This is a genomic window from Streptomyces decoyicus (genome assembly GCF_019880305.1).
Classification (GTDB): domain Bacteria; phylum Actinomycetota; class Actinomycetes; order Streptomycetales; family Streptomycetaceae; genus Streptomyces; species Streptomyces decoyicus.
This window is the reverse complement of the sequence record NZ_CP082301.1, coordinates 3731257-3752208: the sequence shown is the minus strand read 5'-3', so window position 1 is coordinate 3752208 and position 20952 is coordinate 3731257. Positions and strand designations below refer to the sequence as shown.

Genomic DNA, 20952 nt, shown 5'->3' with positions numbered 1-20952 from the left:
GGGAGGCGTCGTGGACGAGTACGCGGGAAGGGTGCTCGCCGAGCGATACCGCCTGCCGTTGCGGCCCCTCGGCGACGACGAATTCAGCGCGACCCGGGCGTTCGACACCTTCAGCGGGCAGGAGGTCCTGGTCCGTCAGGTGCCGCTGCCGGAGGTCGTCGAGGCGGAGGTCGTGGGGGCGGAGGCGGCCGGGCCCGCCGAGCGGAGTTCCGGCGGCGGCCGTTCCGGCGCCGCGCGGGTGACGGCGGGGGTGGCCTACCGCAGCCCCCGGGACCCCACCGTACGGCGCGCGGTGGAGGCCGCGACGACGGCGGCCCAGCTGGCCGACCACCCCCGGCTGGAGCAGGTCTTCGACGTCTTCGCGCAGGACGGCAGCCTGTGGATCGTCTCCGAACTCCTCACCGCCCGCCCGCTGTCCGCGCTGCTCGCCGGTCGGCCGCTGTCCCCGCACCGCGCGGCGGAGATCGCCGCGGATCTGCTCACCGCGCTGCGGGTGCTCCATGCGAACGGCTGGCTGCACCGCAATATCACCGCCCGCACGGTCCTGGTCTGCGAGGACGGCCGGGCCATCCTGACCGGCCTGGCGGCGGGCGCCGCCCAGGAGGCGCTGTGCGGAGACGAGGCCCTTGGCGCGGGCGCGGGCGGGGCTCCGCAGGCTGACGGGCCCGCACCTGATGGGGCCGTACCTGACGGGCCCGCGCCTGACGGGCCCGCGCCTGACGGGCCCGCGCCTGACGGGCCCGCGCCGGACGGGCCCGCGCCGGACGAGTCCGCCTCCGCCGAGTCCGCCTCCGCCGAGACCTCGCTGACCAAGCCCGCAGCGGACGGCGGCGCCCCGGAGACCCCCGCATACGGCCGGCCCACCGCCGGGCTCGCCGCCGAGCGGGCGCGGCAGGCGCGGCTGACCGTCATCGGCCCGGTCACCGAGCGCTGGGCGCCGGAGCAGGCCGGACCGGTGCACGAGAACTGGCAGTTGGCGCCGCCGGTCGGCCCGGCCACCGATCTGTGGGCGCTCGGCGCCCTGCTGTACCGGAGCGTGCAGGGGCAGCCGCCGTTCCCGGAGGACAGTGCCGTCGAACTGGCGCAGCTGGTCTGCTCGCAGTCGCCCGCGGTCGCCGAGGAGTGCGGGGCGCTGCGTCCCGTCGTCGAGTCCCTGCTGCGTCAGGACCCCGCCGACCGCCCGGATGTCGAGGAGCTGAGCGGCTGGCTGCGGTCGTTGATCCGTACGGCGCCGGAGCCGCAGGCCGGCAGCCGGCTGGTGACGATGCCGGCGGCCGAGGACACCGATCCGCGGCGGCTGCCGATCGTGCGGCGCCGCGGTGAACTCGTCCGGAAGGGGCGGCACAAGAAGACCCGGACGCCCCGGCGCGCCCGGACCCGGCCGGCACCGGCCGTCATGGGAGCGCCCGCCGCCGCGGCCGCGGACGCGCCCCCCGTCCCGTGGACGCCGGATCCGGAGCGGTCCGCCCCGCCCGCGCCCCGTCCGCCCCGCCCCCCGAAGCAGCCCAAGCCGCTCCGGCAGCCCAGGACGGCCCGGACGGACCGGCCCGCCGAGCCCGCCACGCCTCCGGGGCGGAGCGGGACCGCGGACCGGGATCCGTACGAGCAGCAGGTGTCGGACCAGGCCGGCCGGGAGGCCGCACCGCGCCCGGCGGGTGCGCCGCGTCATCTCGGCCGGCTGCTGCTCACCGCGATCCTGCTGCTCCTCGTCGGGGCGGTCATCTACGCGATGGCGTTCCTGCCCGAGTCCGGCCAGGACTCCAAGGCCGGGCGCGGCGCGGACCGTACGGGCACCTCGGGCGAGGCGCCCGGACCCGGCCCCACGCCGTCCGGGGACCAGGGAAGCGAGGGGGACGGCGGCTCCGCCGGCACCGGCGCGCCGCAGACCACCCGGCCGACGGAGCTCGCCAAGGGCTACGAGGTCCGCACCGACCCCGAGGGCTTCCAGGTCGCGGTCCACAAGGGCTGGCAGCGGCGCGGGGCGAACGACCGGGGCCAGGTGCGCTATGTCGGCGGGGACTTCGAGCTGGTGGTGGTGCCCGGCCGCGACACGACGGCGCACTCCGGTACCGACCCCATGGCGTACATGCAGAACAAGGAACCCGAGCTGGCCCCGTACCGCTCCTCCGGGTGGGCCTCGGCCTCCGGTCTCCAGCGGATCGACGTCGGGAAGACGGCGATGGCCGAGGGCACCTTCTCCTGGCGCGACGGCAGCGGCCGTGAGGTGTATGTGCGCAACCTCGCGATGATTCACAACGGCCGCTACCACCTCGTCCTCCTCATCGGCCCGGACAGCGGCCGGCACGAGGTGGACGAGCTCTACGAGCAGGCGACGAGCTCCTACCGTCCGGGCTGAGCGGGCCGGGCGGTGGTCCGGCCGCCGGTGGTCCGGCCGCCGGTGGTCATCCGCTCAACTCCCGTTCCAGCGGGCTCCGGAAGCGCGGGGTGACGCGGACGTCGCCGACCCAGGCCGCCAGCCGGGCCGCCTCGGCCGTCACCGCCGCGGTGGCCTCACTGCCTCCCCCGAGCTCTCGGCTTCGCTCGGGCAGGGAGGTACCCCCACCGCCCGTCAGCAGCCGCCAGACGATCTCGCCGTCCGCGCGCTGGGCCCAGCCGCCGATGATCCGGCCGCACCACCACACCGTCGGCCCGATGTTGCCGCTGCGGTCGAAGAGCTGCGGTACGTGCTCCGGGTCGAGGTACCAGTCGCGGGCCTTCCAGCCCATCGCGGTGGGGTCCAGCGCGGGCAGCAGGGCGGCCCAGGGTTCGGGCGCGGCGACCGGTTCGAGGTCGTCGGGCAGCGCGACGCCGGGGGCGCCGTCGTCCAGGTCCACCTCGACGGCGCCGCTCGCGGCCAGTGCCTGCCGGGTGGCGGTGAGGGGCCAGCCCGTCCACCACTTGAGGTCCTCGACGGTCGCCGGGCCGTACAAGGCGAGCCAGCGGCGGGCGAGGTCGGCGCGCGCCTCGGGGGCCGGCGGCGCGGCCAGTTCGGCGAACGCGGTGCCCGGCCTCCAGCGGAAGGTGCTGCTGGTCCAGCCGCCGCGCGGCCGCCCGCGCCGGATGCGGCCCTCGGCGGCCAGGGTCCGCAGGATCCGGCTGGAGACGGCGACCGTGGCCTGGTACGGCTTGCCGGGGGAGACCACGATGGTGTCGCGCAGGTCGGGGACCTCGGCGGCGAGCTGGGCCGCGGTCGCCTCGCCGTGCGCGCGCAGCGCGGCCAGCGTCCTCGCCTCGACATCGGCCAGCCGCCGCTCGTCCCACCCCGGCGCGCCCTCGGTGATCCACTTGACCATTCCCGCCCGTTCCTTGGCGGCGATGGCCTGCGCGGTGGAGGAGGCGACGACCGGGGCCAGCGCGGTGCCGACCGCGAAGAGCGTGCGGCGCATGCACAGCATCCGGACCAGTGATCCCTCGTCGTACAGCGCGCGTTCCACCTCGGCCGGGTCCGGGGCGGCCAGCCGGGCGCAGGCCGCCAGATGGACGGTCGCCGGATCGCTGGCGTGCAGCCCCACGACCGCGTTGGCGACCTCCTCGGTACGGGCTGCCCGGTATGCGGGGGCCAGCAACTGCCGCCGTCCGAGGCGGGCACGGCGCCCGGCGGTGTCGATACGGGGTCGGGAGTGACTCATGGGGCGACGGTACGGGGCGGGTAGGACAGGAGGTGTCCTACCCGGACAGGTCCCCGCCGGGTGCCCCGCCCCTCCCCGGCGCGTCCCGCCCGCCCCCGTACCGCTCCCGCAGCTCCTGCTTGAGGACCTTGCGCAGGGTCGCGCCGCGCGGCAGGGCGGCCGGCAGCTCCAGTTGTTCGGGGAGCTTGTGCGGGGCGAGGCCCTGGGCGAGGAGGTGCGCGCAGGCGTTGTGCAGCGTCAACTGCTGTGCCCCCGGGGGCTGTTCGATAACGGCACGGACTCTTTCTCCGCGCGCGGCGTCCGGCAGTCCGATGACCGCGGCGTCGGCTACGCCCGGATGCCCGTGGAGGAGCTGCTCGATCTCCTGGGCGGAGACGTTCTCGCCCTTGCGGATGATGATGTCCTTGAGGCGACCGGTGATGACGAGGTGGCCGGTGGGGGCGAGGTGGCCGAGGTCGCCGGTGGGCAGGAAGCCGTCGGGGGCAAAGGGGTCGGGCTCGTCGAGGTAGCCACGGCAGACGGCCGGGCCGCGCAGGGATATCTCGCCGGTGCCGGGCGCGATGCGGATCTCCATACCGGCGGGCGGCCGGCCGGCGGTGGTGGCGAGGTGCTCGGGGCTGTCGTGCGGATCGCCCATGGTGACCATCGGGGCCTCGGTCATGGCGTAGCCATGGGTCAGTTGGCAGCCCGGTTCGGCGACGACCGCGTGAGAGAGCCCGGGGGCATGGACGCCCCGCCGCCGGCCAGCAGCCGCAGCGAGGCAACAGCCGCTGCCCCGGCGGCAGCTTGCGCTGTTCGGCGAGGAAGAGGACGTAGAAGGCAGTGGAGCCGCCGGCGACGGTGACGCGGTGGCGGCGGTAGGCGGCGAGCGTGATCCGGGCAGCGCGAAGTGCTCCAGCAGGAGGGCGGGGATGCCGTGCAGCAGGAGGGCGGTGGCGCCGGGGGTGCGGGCGGCGCGCCAGGCCACCAGGTCCCAGAGGGTGGTGCCGGTCATCCGCCCCTCCTGTGACTGACGCTGCGTCAGGTTTTGGGCCGAGAGTAGAGGTCGGCGGCTTGTCGGTCCAGAGGGCCCGGGGCTAGCCTCTTTCTGACGGGTCATCAGAAAATGGGCCGAGGGGACAACGATGGGGAACCCGATGGAGCTGCCGCGCATCATCAGCGTCGACGACCATGTGATCGAGCCCGCGCACCTCTTCGAGACCTGGCTGCCGAAGAAGTACCAGGACCGGGGGCCGAAACCGCTGACCACGGGGATCGGCGAGCTGGCGTACATCGGGGGCAAGTACCGGATCACCATGGACCCGGACGGGCCGCCGGCCGACTGGTGGATCTACGAGGACCTGAAGTTCCCGTACAAGCGCAATATCGCCGCCGTCGGGTTCGACCGCGACGACATGACGCTGGAGGGCATCACCCGCGAGGAGATGCGGCCGGGCTGCTGGGACCCGGCCGAGCGGCTCAAGGACATGGACCTCAACCATGTCGAGGCCTCCCTGTGCTTCCCGACCTTCCCGCGCTTCTGCGGCCAGACCTTCGCCGAGGCGCAGGACAAGGACGTCGCGCTGGCCTGCGTCCGCGCGTACAACGACTGGATGGTGGAGGAGTGGTGCGGCGGCAGCGGCGGCCGGCTGATCCCGCTGTGCATCATCCCGCTGTGGGACATCGGCCTCGCGGTCGCCGAGATCCGGCGCAACGCGGCCCGCGGGGTGCGGGCCGTGACCTTCTCCGAGATTCCCACGTATCTCGGCCTGCCGTCGATCCACTCCGGCTACTGGGACCCGTTCTTCGCGGTCTGCCAGGAGACCGGCACGGTCGTCAACATGCACATCGGCTCGTCCTCGCAGATGCCCGCCGCCTCGCCCGACGCCCCGCCCGCCGTCCAGGCCGCACTCTCCTTCAACAATGCGATGGCCTCGATGACGGACTTCCTCTTCTCCGGGGTCCTGGTGAAGTTCCCGCGCCTGAAACTCGCCTACAGCGAGGGCCAGATGGGCTGGATCCCGTACGCCCTGGAGCGCGCCGACGACGTCTGGGAGGAGCACCGTGCGTGGGGCGGGGTGCGCGATCTGATCCCCGAACCGCCCTCCACCTACTACTACCGGCAGATCTTCTGCTGCTTCTTCCGCGACAAGCACGGGGTGGCGTCCCTGGACAAGGTCGGCCGCGACAACGCCACCTTCGAGACCGACTACCCGCACGTCGACTCGACCTTCCCGCACACCAAGGAGGTCGCCCTCGACCATGTGAAGGGCCTGGACGAGGAGACGGTCCACAAGCTGATGCGCGGCAACGCGATCCGCATGCTCGGCCTGGACCTCGACAAGTAGCCGCCATGGACCTCACGTACACACCGGAAGAGGAGGACTTCCGGGCGCGGCTGCGCAGCTGGCTCGGCACGGTGCTGCCGGGCCTCCCCGCGAAGCCCGCCGCGACCGACTGGCCGGGCCGGCGGGCGTACGACACGGCCTGGCAGCGGATGCTGTACGACGCCGGATACGCGGGCCTGCACTGGCCGGAGGACGCCGGCGGGCAGGGTGCCACCCCCACCCAGCATCTGATCTTCCTGGAGGAGACCGAGCGCGCCGGGGCACCCTACGTCGGTGCGAACTTCGTCGGGCTGCTGCACGCGGGGCCGACCCTGGCCGCCGAGGGTACCGCCGAACAGCGTGCCCGCTGGCTGCCGCCGATCCTGCGCGGCGACGAGATCTGGTGCCAGGGCTTCAGCGAACCGGACGCCGGCTCCGACCTCGCCGCGCTGCGCACCCGGGCCGTGCGCGACGGGGACACCTACGTCGTCAGCGGCGCCAAGATCTGGACCTCGCACGCCGAGGTCGCGGACTGGTGCGAACTCCTCGTCCGTACCGACCCGGCCGCGCCCAAGCACCGTGGCATCAGCTGGCTGGCGATGCCCATGGACGCTCCCGGGGTGACGGTCCGGCCGCTGCGCACCCTCGCCGGCTCGGCGGAGTTCGCCGAGGTGTTCCTCGACGGGGTGCGGATACCGGTCTCCCACCGCGTCGGCGCGGAGAACGACGGCTGGCGGGTGACGATGGTGACGCTGTCCTTCGAGCGCGGCACCGCCTTCGTCGGCGAGGTGGTGGCCTGCCGCCGGGTGCTCGGCGCGCTGGCCCGGGCGGCGCGCGCCAACGGCCGCTGGGACGATGCCGTGCTGCGCCGCAGACTGGGCCGGCTGAACGCACAGTTCGCGGCGCTGTGGCGGCTGACCCAGTGGAACGTGAGCGAGGCACAACAAGGCGGCGGCGTCCCGGGAACCGGCGGCTCGGTCTTCAAACTGCGCTATTCGCACGCCCGCCAGGAGCTGTACGACACGGCCGCCGAGGTCCTCGGCGCCGGGGCGCTGGACGCGGACCACGAGTGGGTCGCGGACCGGCTGTCGTCGCTCTCGTACACCATCGCGGCCGGTACCTCGCAGATCCAGCAGAACATCGTCGCCGAGCGGATTCTCGGCCTGCCGAAGGGGCGGTGACCGGGCCGTGCACTTCCAACTCACCAAGGACCAGCGGGCGTTGCGGGACGGTACCCGTGAGCTGCTGGCCGGGCGGTTCGGCCGGGACCGGCTGCGGGCCGCGGTCGGTGACCCGGCACTGGACCGTGCGCTGTGGCGGGAGCTGGGCGCGGCCGGGTTCTTCGCGTTGCGGCTGCCGGAGGAGGCCGGCGGGGTCGGGCTCGGGCTGCCGGAAGCGGTGCTGGTCCTCGAGGAGGCCGGGCGGGCGCTGCTGCCGGGGCCGCTTGTGGCGTGCCAGCTGCTGGCCGGGGCGGTGGACGGTGTCGCGTCCGGCGAGAAGATCGCCGGGCTGTGCGAGGGGGAGCGGGAGCCGGTGCTGTGGGAACACCCGGCCGACTGCGATGAGTTGATCTTGGTGGAGGGTGGTGCGGGACCGCCCGCTCACGGGGCCGGGGACGGGGCCGGGGGCGCACAGGGGCGCACGGGCAGCGCCTACCGGAGTGCGCCGGACCGGGTGGCCTGCGCCCCGTTCGCCTCCGTCGATCCCCTCACCCCGCTCGCCCGCGTCACGGGCCTGCCGCGTACCGAGCCCCTGGCCCTGGATGTCCCCAGGCTCCGGCGCGAGGCCACGCTGCTCACCGCGGCGCAGCAGCTGGGCAGTGCGGCCCGTACGGTCGAGATGGCGGTGCGCCACGCCCGTGAACGCGAGCAGTTCGGTGCCCCCGTCGGCTCGTTCCAGGCGGTCAAGCATCTGTGCGCGCAGATGCTCGTACGGGCGGAAATGGCACGAAGTGCGGTATATGCGGCGTCGGTCACGGAGAGTGTTCTCGACGTCACTGCCGCGAAGCTGCTCGCCGACGAGGCCGCGGTGGACAACGCGCGGGATTGTCTGCAGGTCCACGGCGGAATGGGCTTCACCTGGGAAGCCGATGTCCATCTCCACCTCAAGCGGGCGTGGTTGCGGGCCGCGCGCTGGGAAGTGGCGCACGAGGCTGAGGAACTGCTGGCGGCGGGCTTGATCGCCTGACGGCGGCGGCGCGGAGGCCGTCAGGCGGCGCCCGGCGCCCGGTGATGTCGGACTCTGGCAGCCCGTATGCGAAATGTCGGACTCCGCACACAGAAGCGGTCACGGAGTGTCGATATCGGGTTGTGTCCTAGGCGTGACTCGTCACAGGGGGGAGTCGGCGTTCCGCTCGGGTACGCTCCGTTGGGTGCGAGTGGTTCTGTGGCGCAACGAACCCGGTGTCGTCGGAAAGACGGCTCCGGGGTACGGACTGCGCGCCGCTCGCCCTTGGGCAGGGCGTGGTCGCCCCCCTTGTTCGACTCCCCGCAAAGTGCGTCGCACAGTATGCAGGACGCATACTCCCTTGCGCTGGAATATGCCCGAAGCGCTTGTTGGGGTGACTCAACGTCAACCATGCTGTGCATCGCCGGGGTCACGCACCGTGACTCCGTGGAGGCGCGAGGCGATGTTTCCGCCGGTTCGGATGGTGTGAGCGGTGCAGGTGCTTCAGGTGCAGTTGGACGTACGGCCCGACCCCGCGGAGGTGGGGAGGGCCCGGCGGTGGGCCCGGTCGCGGCTCGTGGGTTCCGGTATAGGGGTCGACGAGCCGCTTGCGGAGACGCTGATCCTGTTGATCTCCGAGCTCGTCACCAACGCCGTGGTGCACACCGGCGCGGCGGCCGAGCTGCGGATGTGCTTCTCCGGATCGGGAGCCGTGGTGGGCACGGTCCGGGTCGAAGTGGTGGACGCCAGTGCCCGCCCGCCACGCCAGCGGCACGCGGACGGTGACGACACCAACGGTCGCGGCCTGGAGCTGGTCGACGGTCTGGCCGACCGCTGGGGTTGGCAGCAGGAGGGCGGCGGCAAGCGGATCTGGTGCGAGGTGGACCGCTGCCAGCCGCTGCTGATGGCGGCAGGGTCCGACCTGGGGGCCTATGAATCCCCTCGCACGGCGCCGCATGCCGTGACGCACCGGGCGTGATCCACGCCGTTCGGTGCATGGCCGGTGCGATGCCGTCGGGTGCGGCAAATCGGGTGTATCGAATTTAGTCCAGACCAGGTGTTGACGTGGCGTGTTCAGTTGATCACTCTTGGGTGGAGCGATTCGCCGCGAGGGGACGCCGAGGTCGTGGGGGAGCCGGGATACCGGTCCGGGGCCTTGACGAGTGCGGATCGCGGCCTGGTCGGGCCCCGGCGGAAGCCGGGGACGGGTGGCGGTCCGCAGTGCCGTGCTCGGGGCGCGCATTGAGCGCACCGCCACCTGGCCGTCCGGGCGCCGTCGTGCCGCCGGCCGTGGGGGCCGGCGGCCCGACGCGGCCCGGTCAGAGGATCGCCACGGGCGCGACCGGTGTGCCGGATCCGCCGACGAACGGTTCGGCCATCGCCGACAGCAGGAACGACCGGCGGCCCGCCTCCGTGCAGGCCGTCGACAGTTCCTCCAGATTCCAGTTCTGGCCCTGGAGCATGCCCATCTCGACGAGATCGAGCGCGTGCACCGGCATCCACAGGTTCTCGATCTCCGGCGGGAAGATCTCGAAGGTCAGGGTGTCGTTGGCGACCGCCGCGACATCGCGGGCGTGGAACCACTCCGGGGTGCGCAGGGACAGGCCGGGTGACGGGAACGCGTAGGCCTGCCGGTCACCGGCGAGGTAGTGCCGCAGCTGCCCGGTCCGTACGAGGACGATGTCACCGGCCCGTACCTTCGTCCCGGCCAACTCCTCGGCGGCGTCCAGGTCTTCAGGGGTGACGGCGTGCCCGCCGGGCAGCCGGTCGGTGCCGTGCGCACGGGCCACGTCCAGCAGGACCCCGCGGGAGACGATCGGGGTGGCCTTTTCGATGCCGAGTGCGGTGGCGCCGTGGTGCGCGGTGACCGAGGCGGCGGGGCGGTTGTTGTAGAGCCGCCCGGAGTGCGAGACATGGGTGAGGCCGTCCCAGTGGGTCGCGGCCTGGAGGCCCATCGTGACCGCGTCGTCCGAGGTCGCGACCGTGCCGGGGCCGAAGATCTCCTGGTTGATGGCGGTCATGGTGTGCAGCGGGTTCACCCGGCCGGGGATCATGCCGGTCTGTACGCCGTCCTGCCGGAGCGGGAGCGCGAGCGGGATGCGGCGGCCGCTGCGGATGCAGCCGGCGGCCTCCCGTACGACCTGATCGGTGATCAGGTTGAGGGTTCCGATCTCGTCGTCCGGCCCCCAACGCCCCCAGTTGTTCACGCGCTTGGCGATGTCGTGGAACTCCTGCGGCAGGGGCATGGGCACTCCTCGGGATGGCTGGGTTCGGTTCGGCCCCGGGTCTTGTGTTCGTCCCGCGTCTGCTCAAAAATCTAACGGTCCGTCAGAAACTGCGGGAAGGGTCACGGCATGGGGAACTTCTTGGCCGGCAAAGTGATCGCCGTAACGGGGGCGGGCCGCGGTATCGGCCGGGCGGTGGCTCTCGCCTGCGCGGACCAGGGCGCCAAGGTGGTCGTCAACGACTACGGGGTCTCCGTCGAGGGCGGCGCACCCAGCGGCGAGGTCGCCGAATCCGTGGTGAAGGAGATCGAGGCGGCCGGGGGCGTGGCGGCCGCGGTGGCCGACGACGTGTCCACCATGGCCGGCGGGCAGCGGATCGTGGACACCGCGCTGGCGCAGTTCGGACGGATCGACGGCGTGGTGTGCGTGGCCGGGATTCTGCGGGAGCGGATGCTCTTCAACATGTCCGAGGAGGAGTGGGACCCGGTGGTCGCCACCCACCTGAAGGGGACGTTCACGGTCTTCCGGGCCGCGTCGGCCGTCATGCGCCGGCAGGGGTCGGGGACCCTGGTGGGCTTCACCAGCGGGAACCACCAGGGGTCGGTGTCCCAGGCCAACTACGCGGCCGCGAAGGGCGGGATCATCTCGCTGGTGCGGAGCGCCGCGCTGGGGCTGCACAAGTACGGGGTGACGGCCAATGCGGTGGCGCCCGTCGCGCGGACCCGGATGTCGGCGAACGTGCCGATGGAGCTGACGGAGATCGGCGAGCCGGAGGACGTGGCGGCGCTGGTCGTCTATCTGCTCAGCGAGCAGGCCCGGGAGATCACCGGGCAGGTGTACACGGTGGCCGGGCCGAAGATCGCCGTATGGGCCCAGCCGAGGGAGCTTCGCTCCGTGTATGCCGACGGGGGCGGCTGGACGCCGGAGCGGGTGGCGGAAGTGCTGCCGGGGTCGGTGGGGACCGATCCGATGCCGATGCTTGCGCAGGTGGCGGCGAGCGCTGCGGCGGCTGCGGCGAAGGCGCGGCCCAACCAGTAGGTGGTTTTTGTACGTTGCCGGGTGCGGCGGCGAGGCGTGGCCCACGTTTTCGGCCTTCCCGCCGTGGGGGTTGTTCGCCGTTGCGCCTGCGGCGGGCGTGGTGTTGTCGGGTGCGGTGCCGCTCCTCCGGACTTCGTCCTGCGGCGCGGCCCCTCCCGTGGGTGGGTGGGGAAAGGCTTCGTGGGGGCGGGCGTGGGAGGTCTTCGTGGACTTTGAGTTCGGGTGCGGGGATGAGGAGTTCCGGGCGGAGGCTCGTGAGTGGCTGGAGAGTCATCTCGTAGGCGCCTACGCGGAGTTGGTGGGGCGCGGCGGACCGGGGAGCGAGCACGAGGGGGCGGACGCGCGGCGGGCGTGGGAGCGGGAGCTCGGGGCCGGTGGGTGGATCGGGCTCGGGTGGGAGTGCGCGGAAGGGGCGTACGGAAACCGTTCGGCGGGTCCGACCCGGCAGGTCGTGTGGGCCGAGGAGTATGCGCGGGCCAGGGCGCCGGGGCGGGTGGGGCACATCGGGGAGAACCTGCTGGCGCCGACGCTGATCGCGTACGGGGACGAGGCGCAGCGGCGGCGGTTTCTGCCGGCCATCGCCCGGGGCGAGGAGCTGTGGTGCCAGGGCTACAGCGAGCCGGATGCGGGGTCGGATCTGGCGGGGCTGCGGACGGTGGCGGTCCGGGACGGTGCCGGCTACCGCGTCAGCGGACAGAAGATCTGGACGTCGCTGGCCGGGGAGGCCGACTGGTGCTTTGTGCTGGCGCGGACGGATCCGGCCGGGCGGCGGCACCGGGGGCTCTCGTTCCTGCTGGTGCCGATGGACCAGCCGGGGCGCGTCGAGGTACGGCCGATCCGGCAGATGTCGGGGACGGCGGAGTTCAACGAGGTGTTCTTCGACGGTGCGGTGGCCGGGCATGTGGTGGGCGGGGAGGGCGCGGGCTGGCGGGTGTCGATGGGGCTGCTCGCGCGGGAGCGCGGGGTGTCCACGCTCGTCCAGCAGATCGGGTTCGCGACGGAGCTGGACGAGGTGCTCGGGGCGGCGGTGCGCTGCGGTGCGCTGCGAGATCCGGTGCTGCGCGACCAACTTGTCCGCCAGTGGGCCGAGTTGAAGGTCATGCGGTGGAACGCGCTGCGGACCCTGGGTGCGGCCGGGGATGCCGGCGCACCGAGTGTGGCGAAGCTGCTGTGGGGCGGCTGGCATCAGCGGCTCGGGGAGCTGGCGATGCGGGTGCGGGGGGCCGCCGCGGCGCTGGGGCCCGCCGACTGGACCGCGCAGGCGCCGTACGAACTGGACGCCCTGCAACGGCTGTTCCTGTTCACCCGGGCCGACACCCTGTACGGCGGCTCGGACGAGATCCAGCGCAACATCATCGCCGAGCGGGTGCTCGGCCTGCCCAGAGTGGAGCGGACATGAGGGGCGTCATATTCGACGGCGAGCAGCCCCGGGTCGTGGACGATCTGGAGGTGCGGGATCCGGGACCGGGCGAGGTGCTGGTCGGCATCCGGGCCGCCGGGTTGTGCCACAGCGATCTGTCGGTGGTCGACGGAACCATTCCGTTTCCGGTGCCGGTGGTGCTGGGGCATGAGGGGGCGGGGGTGGTCGAGGCCGTGGGCGCGGGCGTCGGGCATGTGGCGCCCGGCGATCATGTCGCGCTGTCGACACTGGCCAACTGCGGGGCGTGTGCGGAGTGCGACCGGGGGCGGCCGACGATGTGCCGTAAGGCGATCGGGATGCCGCAGAAACCGTTCCGGCGGGGCGATACCGAGCTGTTCAGCTTCGCCTCGAACTCGGCGTTCGCGGAGCGCACGGTCGTCAAGGCGGTGCAGGCGGTGAAGATCGCCGACGATATTCCGCCGGCCTCGGCCGCGCTGATCGGGTGCGGGGTGCTGACCGGGGTCGGGGCGGTGCTCAACCGGGCGCGGGTGGACCGCGGGGACTCGGTCGTGGTGATCGGGGCCGGCGGTGTCGGCCTCAACGTGCTCCAGGGGGCGCGGATCGCCGGGGCGTCGGTGATCGTGGCGGTGGACGCCAACCCCGCGAAGGAGGCGGCGGCGCGGCAGTTCGGGGCGACGCACTTCATCGACGCGTCGGCGGTCACGGACGGCGTCAAGGCGGTGAAGGAGATCCTGCCGACCGGCGCCGACCATGCCTTCGAGTGCGTGGGCAGCACCCGGCTGATCCGGCAGGCCATCGATCTGCTGGACCGGCACGGCCAGGTGGTGTTGCTCGGTGTGCCGCCGGCCACCGCGGAGGCGTCGTTCCGGGTGTCGTCGATGTATCTCGACAAGTCGATTCTGGGCTGCCGCTACGGGTCGTCCCGCCCGCAGCGGGACATCGCGCTCTACGCCCGGCTGTATCGCGAAGGGCGGTTGCTGCTCGACGAGTTGGTGACCAAGACGTATCCGGTGCAGGACTTCGCGAAGGCGGCGGACGATGCGCACCATGGGCGGGTGGCGCGGGCGGTGCTGACGTTCGGGTAGGGCGTGCCTTTCGGGTCACCGCGGGACCGGGGTGACCCCGAGCCACGTTCCAGGGGGCCATGGCCCGATCCTGTGGAAGCCTGGCCTTCCGGCCACTCGTTCCGTCCGGGGTGCCGGGCGAAGCTGCTGCGGTGACCCAGACACCCGAACTGCCCCTGCGTACGGCGGACCCCGTCGCTGCCCCCGTACCCCGTCGGCGGCGCCCGCACCGGGCCTGGTCCGTCGCCGCCGTCACCTTCCTCACGATCATCGGCGCGGCCGGCTTCGCCTCCCTCCCCGGCCTGCTCGTCGACCCGCTGCACACCGAGTTCCACTGGTCGCGCGGCACCATCGGCTTCGCGGTGTCGGTGAACCTCGCGCTCTACGGGCTGACGGCGCCGTTCGCCGCCGCGCTGATGGACCGGTTCGGCATCCGGCGGGTGGTCGCCACGGCCCTGACGGTGATCGCGGCCGGTGCCGGGCTGACCGTCTTCATGACCGCCGCCTGGCAACTCGTCCTGTACTGGGGCGTCCTGGTCGGCCTGGGCAGCGGCTCGATGGCGCTGGCTTTTGCGGCGACGGTCACCGGGCGCTGGTTCACCGCGCGGCGCGGTCTGGTCACCGGCATCCTCACCGCGGCCGGCGCCTCCGGGCAGCTGGTCTTCCTTCCGGCCCTCTCCTGGATCGTCGACCGGCACGACTGGCGGCCGGCCGCGGTGACCGTCGCGCTCGCCGCGCTCGCCGTCGTCCCCCTGGTGTGGCTGCTGCTGCGCGACCACCCGGCGGATGTGGGCCTCGCGCCGTACGGGGCACAGGAGTTCGTCGCCAAGCCGCCGCCGCAGCGGGGCGCGGCCCGGCGCGCGGTGCGGGCACTCGTCTCGGCGGCGCGTACGGGTCCTTTCTGGCTGCTGGCGGGTACCTTCGCGATCTGCGGCGCCACGACGAACGGACTGGTCAAGACGCACTTCGTACCCGCGGCGCACGACCATGGCATGCCGATGACGGCGGCCGCCTCGCTGCTCGCGGTGATCGGCATCTTCGATATCGCCGGAACCATCGCCTCCGGCTGGTTCACCGACCGCTTCGACACCCGCCGGCTGCTCGCCGTCTACTACGGCCTGCGCGGACTGTCGCTGATGTTCCTGCCGCTGCTGCTGTCCGACACCGTCCACCCGCCGATGGTCTTCTTCATCGTCTTCTACGGCCTCGACTGGGTGGCGACCGTTCCGCCGACCATCGCCCTGTGCCGCGAGCACTACGGCGACGACAGCGCGATCGTCTTCGGCTGGGTGCTGGCCGCGCACCAGGTGGGCGCCGCCCTGATCGCCTTCCTGGGCGGCCTGGCCCGCGACGCCTTCGGCACCTACAACCCGGTCTGGTACGCCTCGGGTGCGCTGTGCGCCGTCGCGGCGCTGATGGCCCTGATCATCCGGCAGCGGCGCACGGGCGCGGCGACGGCGCGGCCGGCCACTGCATAGGCCGCCGGCGCCGCCTTCGGCACGTCACCGCGCGAGCGCAGCGTCCGCAGCGTCCGCACTCACGCACGGAAGTGCCCGAAGGCGCCCCGGTGGAAGAGGAGCGGGCCGCTCCCGGCGGCGGCCGGGTCCGTGCCGAGGGCGTCGACCCGGCCGACCACGATGAGATGGTCGCCGCCGGTGTGCACGGCGTGGACCGTGCAGTCGATCCAGGCGGGGACGTCCGCCAGCCGCGGTGAACCGGTCGCGGGCGCGGCCCCGTAGCGGACACCGGCGAACTTGTCGCCGCCGCTGACCGCGAAGGCGCGGCAGAGTGCGCCCTGCCCGGCGCCGAGGATGTTGACGCAGAACACCCCGGCGCGGGCGATCCGGGGCCAGGTGGTCGACGTGCGCGCCACCATGAACGTCACCAGCGGCGGGTCGAGGGAGAGCGAGGCGAAGGACTGGCAGGCGAACCCGGCCGGTCCGGGCTCCCCGGGCGACGTGATCACCGTGACGCCGCTGGCGAAGTGCCCCAGGACGGAGCGGAATTCGGCCGGGTCCAACGGGGCGCGCTCGTCGTCGCGCACCGCCCGCAGCGCGGGCCGCGCACGTGGCCCGGCGGGCGCGGCGGCCGGTGCGGCGGCCGTGGTGGGCGCGCCGACGGAGCGCAGATACCGCACGGCCGTGGCCGCCATTCCCGCGTGTCCCATCATGCCTTTATTGAATCTGATGAGGCGTCAGATGTGAAGGGTCGGGAGCGCCGGCCACCCACACGTGTGGTTTGCCGGGCGATCGGGGCTGATCTTGGTGGATTCGCGGGAGATTGGTGAGTGGATTCCTGATTGCGTGTCGTCCGCACGGGTAGCGTCCACCGCGGCCGCGTCCGTAGCCGAGCACGGGGGAGAGTTCCGGTTCATGGCCGATGCGACATCGTCGTCAGCTTCGTCTGCCGCGTCACCCACCTTCGACGAGGTCTTCTGCGGGCTGTTGCCCCGGCTCTACCGGAGGGCGGTGATGCTGGCCGGATCCAGACAGTCCGCGGAGGACGTGGTGCATGAGGCGTATCTCAGACTCGCGGCCCGTCCGCAGCGCTTCCTCGCCCATCCGGAGCCGTACGCCTACGCCTTCACCGCCGTGCTCAACGTCGCCCGCGATGCCTACCGCAAGGACCGCCGCCAGGTGCTGGTCGACGGTATGGACGGCGTCGAGGACGCCGGGGCGGGCGGCGGCGCGGGGCCCGGTGTTGCGGGCGGTGGCTGGGACGGCGGGGTGGAGCGGCGGCAGGCCGAGATCGAAGCGGTGCGCCTGCTGGGGAAGTTGTCGCACCGGCAGGCCGGCATCGTCATCCTCGTCGACCTCGACGGCTACACCATCGACCAGGCCGCAAAGATCATGAAAGTGCATCGTGGCACCGCCGCCCGCCATCGCGCCCGTGCGTTGGACAGGCTGCGCGCCTACCTCGTTGAATCGGAGCACGGGCAGGCCGGGAGGTGAGCGGCACGGTGGGTGTGGGGCCACGCTACGACGGCGGTGCGGGCGGAACGGGCGGCTGCGGCCGGGACGTCGGCGGTGGCCGCGGCGACGGCGCCGGGGACGATGCCGAGGCGCTGCTGCGCGCACGGCTACGGCTCGCGGACGAACAGATCGAGACCCCGCCCGGCCTGTGGGGCCGCATCAGGGAGTCCGGCCCCGCACCGGCGCCCTCCCTGGCCGCCCTGCCCCGGCCGTACACGGTCGCGCTCGTGGTGGCGGCGACGGTGGCCGCGGTGGCGCTGGGGGTGTGGTGGCTGGTGCGCCCCGGGCCCGTCTCCGTGCAGCCGGCGGGCCCGTCCCGCACGGTGAAGATCACGGTCTACAACAGCGAACAGGCCTGCCGCACCGGCCGCTCCCTGGAGTGCGCCCTGCGGCTGGCAAAGGACCCGCGCGCCCAGTACGCCGCGCGCGGCAACGCCGCCGGCCGGGTCTGGCATGGCGACGGCCTGGCCGCGCGCTGTGTGGTGACCGACGGCCGGATGGTCCGCGACGAAGCGGGCATCACCTCCACCCGCTGGTATCTGGTCACCAGCGGGCTGGGGGTGCAGGGATGGCTACCGGGGGTGCGGACGCGGAACACCCGGGAGGTGCCGGAGTGCGCTGAGGGGTGAAGTAGGGGGGAGTGGGGTGGTGGGGGCCCGGTGGGCCCGGCTCGGGGCGGGTCCGGTCCGGTCCGGTCCGGTTCGGTTCGGTCCGGTTCGGTTCGCCGTCCCCGGTGCGTCCGGCTCGGGTCATCGTCCCCGGTACGTCGGTGTTCGGCGCTCCACGAACGAGGAGACCCCCTCCTGCGCGTCCGCCGTCGTCATATTGATCTCCTGGGCGGCGGCCTCGGCAGTGAAGGCCGTGCCGCGGTCGGTGTCGAGCGAGGCGTTGACCAGCTGTTTGGTCAGGGCCAGTGCGCGGGTCGGGCCGGCCGCCAGCCGCTCCGCCCACTCCCTGGCCGTCTTCGCCAGCTCGCCGTCCGGGACGACCCGGTTGACGAGACCCCATCGCGCCGCCTCGGCGGCCGGGACCGCGTCGCCGAAGAACATCAGCTCCTTGGCGCGCTGCGGGCCGATCAGCCGCGGCAGGAGGTAGGCACCGCCGCCGTCCGGGACCAGCCCGCGGCGTACGAACACCTCGATGAAACGGGCCGATTCGGCCGCCAGCACCAGGTCGCAGGCGAGCGCGAGGTGGGCGCCGATCCCGGCCGCGGTGCCGTTGACGGCGGCGACGACCGGCTTCTCGCAGTCCAGCACCGCCGTGATCAGCCGCTGGGCGCCGCCTCGGATCATCCGGGCGACGTCACCGGCGACCCGTTCCCCCGCCGACGGCGATCCGCGCAGATCGGCCCCCGCACAGAAGCCCCTGCCGGTCGCGGTGATGACGACAGCCCGTACGTCCGGGTCGGCCGAGGCGTCGGCGAGCAGGCCGATGAGGCGCTCGCGCTGCTCCCACGTGACGGCGTTCATCGCCTCCGGCCGGTTGAGGGTGATCCACGAGACGCCGTTGTCAGTGGCGTGCAGTACCAATGAAGGGACGGAGTCCGCGGGGCCGGGGGCATCGGGACGCGGACGCGCGGCGCCGTCTACGGGCTGGCCGCGCTTGCCGGGCTTGCTGAGCTCGCCGGGGCGGGCGGGCGTGACAGGCCCGACGGGCGTGACAGGGCTCTCCGGCCTGGCGGCCGGGGGATCGGAACGGGGGGACGGTGAGGGTGTCATGGGGGAGCGGCTCCCAGGGGTGTCAAGGGCAGATGGCGAGCGCGTCGAGGGCCACGGCGCCCTCTCCGCGGGGCAGGACCACCAGCGGATTGATGTCCAACTCGGCCAGTTCGCCGTCGAGTTCGAGTGCCATCCGCTGCACCCTGAGCACGACCTCGACCAGCGCATCCACATCCGCGGGCGGTGCGCCGCGTACGCCGTCCAGCAGGGCGCGGCCGCGGAGTTCGTCGAGCATCGCGCGGGCCTGGTCCTCACCGAAGGGCGGGATACCCACCGCGACGTCCTGGAGCACCTCCACGAGCACCCCGCCGAGGCCGACGGTCACGGTCGGGCCGAAGAGGCTGTCGTGGGTGATGCCGACGACCATTTCGACACCCCGCTCGATCATCTGGCAGACCAGTACGCCGTCCAGCGGGACGTCCTCGTAACGGGCGATGTCGGTGAGTTCCCGGTAGGCGTCCCTGACCTGGCTGGCCGAGGTCAGCTGGACCTTGACCAGGCCGAGTTCGCTCTTGTGCGCCAGCTGGGGGCCCGAGGCCTTCATGACCACGGGGTAGCCGACCAGGCTCGCCGCCCGTACGGCCGCCGCCGCGCTGGTCACCAGCTGTTCGCGCGGGACCCGGATGCCGTAGGCGCGCAGCAGCTGCTTGGCCGCGTGCTCGCTGAGCGGCTGGCCCGGACGCATCAGGGCCTTGGCCTTGCGCGCGGACGGGGACGGTATGCGAGGGGCGTCCTCGAAGGGCGAGCGGTAGCCGGTGGCGAAGCGGTGGTGGTCGAGGTAGGCGCGTACGGCCGTGATGCAGTTGGCGAAGGTGCGGAAGGTCGCCACCCGCGAGGAGCCGAGGAGGGTGCCGCGATAGGCGTCCTCCGTGCCGACCGGCGAGCCCCACACCACACACACCAGCTTGTCCGTCTGCTCCGCCGCGTCCACCAGATCCTGGGCGAGCTTGTCGCTCATGGGCGGGAAGGGCCCGGTGATCGGGCAGATCAGTACGCCGATGGACGGATCGGCCAGCATCGCGTCGATGATCTTACGGCCGCGCCAGTCACCGACCGGGTGCCCGCCGTTGTCGACCGGATTGGCGACGTCGAGGTAGTCCGGTATCCACTGGTGCAGTTCGGCCTGCTTGGCGGCGCCGAGGGTGGGCAGCCGCAACCCCGCCGCGGTCGCCAGGTCGGAGAAGTGCGCGCCGGTGCCACCGGAGATCGAATAGACGGCGACGCCCTCGGCGGTGGGCTCTTTGGCGCGGGCCAGCAGCGCAGCGGTGTCCTGGAGCTCGTCGAGCCCGTCCACCCGGATCACGCCGAACTGCCGCATCGCGGCGTCCACGACGCCGTCCGCACCGGTGAGCTTGCCGGTGTGCGAGGCGGCCGTCCGGGCGCCGGTCTCGGTGCGGCCGACCTTGACGGCGACGACGGGCACCTTGTTGCGGGCGGCCCGGTCGGCGGCGAGCAGAAAGCTGCGGCCGTCCTTGAGGCCTTCCACATACGCGGCGATGGCGCCGACCTCGGGACGGGTGGCGAAGTAGGAGAGAAAATCAGCGGTCTCCAGATCCGCTTCGTTGCCGGTGGGGGCCCAGTGCGAGAGACGGACGCCCAGTTCCTGAAGGCTGAAGACGGGGCGGCCCTGGTGGCCCGACTGGGTGATCAGGGCGATGGCCGGGCCGTCCAGGTCCTCGCGGAACTTCTCGAAGGCGTTGAGGTTGGTGTTCGGTCCGAGCAGCCGCAGCCCGGAGCGTTCGACGGCCTCGGCCAGCCGGGCCTGGGCGGCCGCGCCGCGCTCGCCGGTCTCGGCGAAACCGGAGGCGAAGGCCACGGCGAACTTGACCTTGGCCTCGGCGAGTTGCTCGATGACCGTCAGCGGATCGCCGACGAGGAGGACGGCGAGATCCACGGTCTCCGGCAGATCGGCGACGGTGGCATGGCAGGCCCGCCCGAAGACCTCGGTGCGCCCCGGGTTGACGGGGTGGAGCCGGGCGCCGACGCGCTCCGCCCAGGCGACCAGCTGGCGGGTGATCCCGGTGTTGGGCCGGCCCTCGCTGTCCGAGGCGCCGATCACGGCCACGGACCCGGGCCGGAAGAACCGGTCCAGGTCGGGCACCGGAGCGTGCAGCGGGCGCCCGCTGACATCGCGGTCGACCGCGCCGGCGCCCTGTCCGCCGTCGCCGGAGTGCGGTTCACTCATGCCGTGGACGGTGTGTGGTGGTTGCTCCCCACAGGCCACGACGCGGGCCGGCCGGGAGTGAGTGGTGAGGGTGCCGTGAGTCGATCCAAGCATCGCAGACGCCCGCTCCTGTGTGAGGCCTCTCATTCTCAGTACCTGACGCATAGTCAGATTACTGAACTGACGGCATGTCAGGAATGGGCGTGCACGGTAAAGCTTGCGGGGAGCCGGTGCTTGCAGGGCCCCGGGCTCCGCCTGAGTCGTGCGGACGGCATGCAACGCGGCCCGC

General features: G+C 72.9%; 16 protein-coding genes and 1 pseudogene. 11 read left to right on the top strand and 6 right to left on the bottom strand.

Features of this window, described 5'->3' with window-relative positions:
* Positions 1 to 10: 10 nt before the first annotated feature.
* Positions 11 to 2356, top strand: a complete 2346-nt coding sequence (locus K7C20_RS16290; RefSeq protein ID WP_053208574.1) for a protein kinase — start codon at positions 11 to 13, stop codon at positions 2354 to 2356.
* A 46-nt stretch (positions 2357 to 2402) separates the two neighbouring features.
* On the opposite strand, the gene K7C20_RS16285 is transcribed toward K7C20_RS16290, so the two are convergent.
* Complete coding sequence (locus K7C20_RS16285) at positions 2403 to 3629, bottom strand: winged helix DNA-binding domain-containing protein (RefSeq protein WP_053208575.1); 1227 nt, start codon at positions 3627 to 3629, stop codon at positions 2403 to 2405.
* A 37-nt stretch (positions 3630 to 3666) separates the two neighbouring features.
* Positions 3667 to 4557 (bottom strand): annotated as a pseudogene (locus tag K7C20_RS16280) (class I adenylate-forming enzyme family protein); the annotation flags it as partial.
* Positions 4558 to 4753: 196 nt separating this feature from the next.
* Here K7C20_RS16280 and K7C20_RS16275 point away from each other — a divergent pair.
* The 4 genes from K7C20_RS16275 to K7C20_RS16260 all read left to right on the top strand — a co-directional run bounded on the left by K7C20_RS16275 (position 4754) and on the right by K7C20_RS16260 (position 9080).
* Positions 4754 to 5956, top strand: coding sequence for an amidohydrolase family protein (locus K7C20_RS16275; RefSeq protein ID WP_030080483.1), 1203 nt, complete (start codon positions 4754 to 4756; stop codon positions 5954 to 5956).
* 5 nt (positions 5957 to 5961) lie between these two features.
* On the top strand, positions 5962 to 7116 hold the full coding sequence (locus tag K7C20_RS16270; protein WP_053208576.1) for an acyl-CoA dehydrogenase family protein: 1155 nt from the start codon (positions 5962 to 5964) through the stop codon (positions 7114 to 7116).
* A 7-nt stretch (positions 7117 to 7123) separates the two neighbouring features.
* Entirely contained in the window at positions 7124 to 8122 is a 999-nt protein-coding gene (locus K7C20_RS16265) for an acyl-CoA dehydrogenase family protein (RefSeq protein ID WP_030080487.1), read from the top strand.
* Positions 8123 to 8594: 472 nt separating this feature from the next.
* A complete protein-coding gene (locus tag K7C20_RS16260) occupies positions 8595 to 9080 on the top strand; it encodes an ATP-binding protein (RefSeq protein ID WP_053208577.1) in 486 nt (161 codons plus the stop codon).
* A gap of 340 nt (positions 9081 to 9420) precedes the next feature.
* On the opposite strand, the gene K7C20_RS16255 is transcribed toward K7C20_RS16260, so the two are convergent.
* The gene (locus tag K7C20_RS16255) at positions 9421 to 10347 is read right to left on the bottom strand and encodes a cyclase family protein (protein ID WP_053208578.1); all 927 of its coding nucleotides are present in this window, start codon (positions 10345 to 10347) and stop codon (positions 9421 to 9423) included.
* A 108-nt stretch (positions 10348 to 10455) separates the two neighbouring features.
* Here K7C20_RS16255 and K7C20_RS16250 point away from each other — a divergent pair, with 108 nt between their 5' ends.
* The 4 genes from K7C20_RS16250 (at position 10456) to K7C20_RS16235 (ending at position 15287) form a co-directional block, all read left to right on the top strand.
* Positions 10456 to 11364 carry an SDR family oxidoreductase gene (locus K7C20_RS16250; RefSeq protein ID WP_030080493.1) on the top strand — a complete coding sequence of 303 codons (909 nt, stop codon included), beginning with the start codon at positions 10456 to 10458 and terminating at the stop codon, positions 11362 to 11364.
* Positions 11365 to 11569: 205 nt separating this feature from the next.
* Complete coding sequence (locus K7C20_RS16245) at positions 11570 to 12763, top strand: acyl-CoA dehydrogenase family protein (protein WP_030080495.1); 1194 nt, start codon at positions 11570 to 11572, stop codon at positions 12761 to 12763.
* Complete coding sequence (locus K7C20_RS16240; protein WP_030080497.1) at positions 12760 to 13830, top strand: Zn-dependent alcohol dehydrogenase; 1071 nt, start codon at positions 12760 to 12762, stop codon at positions 13828 to 13830. Before K7C20_RS16245 ends, K7C20_RS16240 begins: the two co-directional genes overlap by 4 nt.
* 131 nt (positions 13831 to 13961) lie before the next feature.
* A complete protein-coding gene (locus tag K7C20_RS16235; RefSeq protein ID WP_030080500.1) occupies positions 13962 to 15287 on the top strand; it encodes an MFS transporter in 1326 nt (441 codons plus the stop codon).
* Positions 15288 to 15346: 59 nt separating this feature from the next.
* Here K7C20_RS16235 and K7C20_RS16230 read toward each other — a convergent pair whose 3' ends face one another.
* Positions 15347 to 15961: a flavin reductase family protein gene (locus tag K7C20_RS16230; RefSeq protein WP_030080502.1), complete on the bottom strand. Its 615-nt coding sequence runs from the start codon at positions 15959 to 15961 to the stop codon at positions 15347 to 15349.
* Positions 15962 to 16181: 220 nt separating this feature from the next.
* Here K7C20_RS16230 and K7C20_RS16225 point away from each other — a divergent pair, with 220 nt between their 5' ends.
* The gene (locus K7C20_RS16225) at positions 16182 to 16760 is read left to right on the top strand and encodes an RNA polymerase sigma factor (RefSeq protein WP_078889463.1); all 579 of its coding nucleotides are present in this window, start codon (positions 16182 to 16184) and stop codon (positions 16758 to 16760) included.
* A gap of 8 nt (positions 16761 to 16768) precedes the next feature.
* Positions 16769 to 17410 carry a hypothetical protein gene (locus tag K7C20_RS16220; protein ID WP_245170976.1) on the top strand — a complete coding sequence of 214 codons (642 nt, stop codon included), beginning with the start codon at positions 16769 to 16771 and terminating at the stop codon, positions 17408 to 17410.
* 120 nt (positions 17411 to 17530) lie between these two features.
* Here K7C20_RS16220 and K7C20_RS16215 read toward each other — a convergent pair whose 3' ends face one another.
* Both K7C20_RS16215 and K7C20_RS16210 read right to left on the bottom strand, forming a co-directional pair.
* On the bottom strand, positions 17531 to 18499 hold the full coding sequence (locus K7C20_RS16215) for an enoyl-CoA hydratase/isomerase family protein (RefSeq protein ID WP_078952908.1): 969 nt from the start codon (positions 18497 to 18499) through the stop codon (positions 17531 to 17533).
* Between the two features lie 22 nt (positions 18500 to 18521).
* Positions 18522 to 20777, bottom strand: coding sequence for an acetate--CoA ligase family protein (locus K7C20_RS16210; protein ID WP_030080508.1), 2256 nt, complete (start codon positions 20775 to 20777; stop codon positions 18522 to 18524).
* Positions 20778 to 20952: the final 175 nt, after the last annotated feature.

Excerpts from the sequence above, each read along its gene's own strand:
- K7C20_RS16285 (WP_053208575.1), bottom strand. The coding sequence starts at position 3,629 with ATGAGTCACTCCCGACCCCGTATCGACACCGCCGGGCGCCGTGCCCGC.
- K7C20_RS16275 (WP_030080483.1), top strand. The coding sequence starts at position 4,754 with ATGGGGAACCCGATGGAGCTGCCGCGCATCATCAGCGTCGACGACCAT.
- K7C20_RS16270 (WP_053208576.1), top strand. The coding sequence starts at position 5,962 with ATGGACCTCACGTACACACCGGAAGAGGAGGACTTCCGGGCGCGGCTG.
- K7C20_RS16255 (WP_053208578.1), bottom strand. The coding sequence starts at position 10,347 with ATGCCCCTGCCGCAGGAGTTCCACGACATCGCCAAGCGCGTGAACAAC.
- K7C20_RS16250 (WP_030080493.1), top strand. The coding sequence starts at position 10,456 with ATGGGGAACTTCTTGGCCGGCAAAGTGATCGCCGTAACGGGGGCGGGC.
- K7C20_RS16240 (WP_030080497.1), top strand. The coding sequence starts at position 12,760 with ATGAGGGGCGTCATATTCGACGGCGAGCAGCCCCGGGTCGTGGACGAT.
- K7C20_RS16230 (WP_030080502.1), bottom strand. The coding sequence starts at position 15,961 with ATGGCGGCCACGGCCGTGCGGTATCTGCGCTCCGTCGGCGCGCCCACC.
- K7C20_RS16225 (WP_078889463.1), top strand. The coding sequence starts at position 16,182 with ATGGCCGATGCGACATCGTCGTCAGCTTCGTCTGCCGCGTCACCCACC.
- K7C20_RS16215 (WP_078952908.1), bottom strand. The coding sequence starts at position 18,499 with ATGACACCCTCACCGTCCCCCCGTTCCGATCCCCCGGCCGCCAGGCCG.
- K7C20_RS16210 (WP_030080508.1), bottom strand. The coding sequence starts at position 20,777 with ATGCTTGGATCGACTCACGGCACCCTCACCACTCACTCCCGGCCGGCC.